The sequence below is a fragment of the Streptomyces sp. NPDC006691 genome (assembly GCF_042869955.1).
GTDB lineage: Bacteria > Actinomycetota > Actinomycetes > Streptomycetales > Streptomycetaceae > Streptomyces.
Genome location: NZ_JBIAGW010000050.1, coordinates 1 through 3,696 on the forward strand (window position 1 = coordinate 1; position 3,696 = coordinate 3,696).

1 protein-coding gene is annotated in these 3,696 nt (G+C 72.9%); it reads left to right on the forward strand.

The genetic code is table 11. The features are described 5' to 3' along the window. Positions 1-332: 332 nt before the first annotated feature. A complete protein-coding gene (locus ACFYNP_RS38310; RefSeq protein WP_388792082.1) occupies positions 333-3,443 on the forward strand; it encodes an endo-alpha-N-acetylgalactosaminidase family protein in 3,111 nt (1,036 codons plus the stop codon). Positions 3,444-3,696: the final 253 nt, after the last annotated feature.

Here is a 3,696-nt window from a genome sequence, read left to right on the forward strand (position 1 = left end):
GCCCTTAAGGCGCGATACGGGGTCCGGGGCGGAGCCCCGAACCGGGGTGCAGGGGGCGCAGCCCCCTGCGGGGGTCCGAGGGGCGCAGCCCCTCAGGGGGTCTGGGGCACAGCCCCAGGGGCCGGAACCAATCAACCCCGGGCAACGGGCGGGCGGGTGGGCAGGCCCCCCGGGGTCTGGGGCGGAGCCCCAGCGGGCGCCGGGGGAACCCGTTAGTCCAACACGTCCCACCCCTTTGTCCATGGGCGCACCCGCACCCAGCGGAACATCGTGGCCCGCACCGCAAGCCGCACCGCAAGCCGCACCGCAAGCCGCCACGACAAGGAGCCCGCGTGAACGCCGAACAGCACGGGGACCAGCACGGGGACCAGCACGGACCGAACCGCAGGACGGTGGTCGCGGCCACCGCCCTCGCGGGGGCCGGAGCCGCCCTGGGCATCCCCTCGGCGGCCCTCGCCGCCACCTTGCCGGCCGGGGAGGCGGTACTGCGCTCCACCGCCCTCGACGTCCGCGTCGACACCGCCTTCCCCCGCATCGTGTCGTACACCGACCGCGAAACCGGCGCCGTCCTGCACGGCCAGGAGGACCCCGTCACCGCCGTCCTCATCGACAACACCCCGCACACCCCGAAGGTGACCTCGCGCGCGGCCCGTGACCGCATCACCTACACCCTCGCCTTCGACGGCGGCACCCGGATCGGCGCCGAGATCCGGGTCGACGGCCACCGCGTCGACTGGCGCATCACCCGCATCGACGACACCCCCGCCCTGCGCGTCGGGACCCTCCAGATCCCCGGCCTGGCCCTGCTGTCCGTACGCAGCGACCAGCCCGGCGCCCAACTCCTGGCCGCGCAGATCCAGTTGGACAAGGCCAAGAGCGGCGACACCCTGATCACCCCGACCTCCGACACCGCCCCCGACGCCAAACCCACCGGCTGCGCTTACGCGGTCCTCGCCCACCACGGCCTCGGCGGCGCCATCGAGACCAACACCGTCTACGACAGGCCCGACACCACTCCCGGAGCCACCTGGGAGAACGGCCGGCTGTGGCGCCAGACCCTGAAACGCGACGGCTACGTCAAGGCGCAGCTGGCCCCCGGCCAGTGGACCCACCGCGCCGCGACCGCGCCCACCGGCGCCACCGAGCCCCTGCCGTACGCCACCGTCACCGTCACCGGTGACCGCAACGGCGACGGCACCGTCGACTGGCAGGACGCCGCCATCGCGTTCCGCGACATCATGGTCACCCCGCTCGGCGCCGACGACCAGCACCTCCGGGTCGTCCCGCACATCCCCTTCAACTTCGCCTCGCAGGCCACCAACCCGTTCCTGGCCACCCTCGACAACGTCAAACGGATCTCGCTCGCCACCGACGGGCTGCGCCAGTACACCCTGCTCAAGGGCTACCAGTCGGAGGGCCACGACTCGGCCCACCCCGACTACGCCGGCAACTACAACCAGCGGGCCGGCGGCCTGGACGACCTCAACTCCCTCGTCCGCGAGGGCAAGAAGTGGAACAGCGACTTCGCCGTCCACGTCAACGCCACCGAGTCCTACCCGGTCGCGAACGCCTTCTCCGAGACCCTCGTCGACAAGACCAACCGGCAGTGGGACTGGCTCGACCAGTCCTACCGCATCGACCAGCGCCGCGACCTGGTCTCGGGCGACATCGTCAGGCGCTTCGCCGACCTGCGCCGCGACACCGACCGCGGTCTGAACGCGATCTACCTCGACGTGTTCCGCGAATCCGGCTGGACCTCCGACCGTCTCCAGCGCGCCCTGCGCGACCAGGGCTGGCTCGTCGCCTCCGAATGGGGCCACGGCCTGGAACGTTCCTCGCTGTGGTCGCACTGGGCCAACGAGACGGATTACGGCCCCGACACCTCGCGCGGCATCAACTCCCGCCTCATCCGCTTCGTCCGGCACCACCAGAAGGACGTCTTCGCCAACAAGTGGCCGACCCTGCTCGGCCACGCCCACATGGGCAACTTCGAGGGCTGGACCGGCAAGACGGACTGGAAGACGTTCTACGACCTGATCTGGACGGAGTCGCTGCCCGCCAAATACCTCCAGGCCCACCCCATCGCCCGCTGGAGCGAGAACGAGATCACCTTCGCCGGGCCCGTCCCCACCTCGGTCTCCGACGCGACCGGTGCCCGCCGCATCACCACCGACGGCCGCCTCGTGTACGACGCCGGCACCTATCTCCTGCCCTGGGAGCCCCGCAACGCCACCGACCCCGAGAAGCTCTACCACTACAACCCGGCCGGAGGCAGCACCAGTTGGCGCCTGCCGCGCGGCTGGTCGCGCCTGCGCACGGTCTCCCTCTACCGCCTGACCGACCAGGGCCGCGTGCACGTCGCCGACCTCCCGGTCCGCGCCGGCTCGGTCACCGTTCCGGACGCGGCGGCGGGCCGGCCGTACGTCCTCCACCGCGAGCGCACCCGCCCCCAACGAGACCCCTCCTGGGGCCAGTTCACGCCCGTCCGCGACCCCGGGTTCAACTCGGGCACGCTGGAAGGGTGGCAGGTCAACGGCTTGGCGAAGGTCGTCCTGAGCGCGCTCGGCGACTACGAACTCGTTCTGCCGGGCGGTGGAGCGGCCACCGTCACCCAGCGCCTGGCCCGGCTCGCGCCCGGCACGTACTCCGCCTCCGTACAGGTCGAGGTCGGCGAGCGGGCGGGGGAGCGGCGCCGGGCCGCGCTCGACGTGCGCACCGCGGACGGGGCCACCGCCACGAACTGGACGGACGCCTCCACCGCGGGCAACTACGTCGCCGCCGACCGCAAGCACGACACCCGCTTCCAGCGCATGTCGGTGCCCTTCACCGTCCCGGCCGGCGGCGGCCCGGTCACCCTCACGCTGAGGGCGGACGCGGGGGAGGCCCGGGTCCGCTTCGACAACGTGCGCGTCGTACGGGCGCGGGCGGTCGGCAAGCCGGGGGTGCTCGCCCACGAGGACTTCCAGGACGTGCCGTCCGGCTGGGGCGTCTTCGTCAAGGGCGACGCGGGGGGCTCCACGGACCCGCGCACCCACATCGCGCAGCGGCACGCGCGGTTCACCCAGCGGGGCTGGAACGGCAAAGCGATCGACGACGTCGTCGACGGTACGCAGTCGCTGAAGTCGCGGGGCGAGAACGAGGGCCTCGTCTACCGGACGGTGGACCACACGGTCCGCTTCCTGCCCGGCCGCCGGTACCGGGTGTCCTTCCGGTACGAGTGCGAACTGGCCGGCCAGTACGCCTGGATCACCGGGGTCGACGCCCCGGCGCCGCGCGAGCTGACCCGCGTCCCGCTGGCCGTCGCGGCCGAACCGGCCACGCACGTGTACGAGTTCACGGCGCCGGGTGAGGGTGGCGGCGTGGCGTGGGTGGGGTTGCGGAAGGTGGGGGATGACGGGGTGGCGGAGTTCACGCTGGACACGTTCGAGGTCCGCGAGCTGTAGCCCCGGGGGGTTTGCCCACCCGCCCGCCCGTGACCCGGGGTTGATTGGGTTCGGCCCCTGGGGCTCCGCCCCAGACCCCGGGCACCTTGCCCGCCCTCCCGCCCGTGACTCGGGGTTGGTGGGTTCGGGTCCTCCCTGGGGCTGTGCCCCAGACCCCCTGAGGGGCTGTGCCCCTCGGACCCCCGCAGGGGGCTGCGCCCCCTGCACCCCCGGTTCGGGGCTCCGCCCCGGACCCCGTATCGCGCCTTAAGGG